A 343-nucleotide genomic window follows, 5' to 3' on the forward strand; every position below is an offset into this window, starting at 1 on the left:
AAGGCAGGTGCTCTCCCAGCTGAGCTAATCCTCCATGTGTTGGTGACCCGTACGGGATTCGAACCCGTGATACCGCCGTGAAAGGGCGGTGTCTTAACCACTTGACCAACGGGCCAGGTAAATTTATCCAAGCATTAACATATAAATAATTTCACAGGTAGACTTCAGAAGGTAAACTTCGAATCTACGACCAATCGACTAATCGTCGTTGTGCTACCGTTAAGGTACTGTGAAATAATCTTTTGCCTGGCGGCGTCCTACTCTTGCAGGGGCAAAGCCCCAACTACCATCGGCGCTGAAGAGCTTAACTTCTGTGTTCGGGATGGGAACAGGTGTGGCCTCT

The 343-nt window shown here is 49.6% G+C and carries 1 tRNA gene and 1 rRNA gene; both read right to left on the bottom strand.

From position 1 onward, the window contains the following. Positions 1–40: 40 nt before the first annotated feature. A tRNA-Glu gene (locus MN204_RS20410) sits at positions 41–115 on the bottom strand. 129 nt (positions 116–244) lie between these two features. Then, positions 245–343 (bottom strand): 5S ribosomal RNA (rrf, locus tag MN204_RS20415); the annotation flags it as partial.

This window comes from Oceanobacillus saliphilus, from assembly GCF_023522835.1.
Taxonomy (GTDB): domain Bacteria; phylum Bacillota; class Bacilli; order Bacillales; family Amphibacillaceae; genus Oceanobacillus; species Oceanobacillus saliphilus.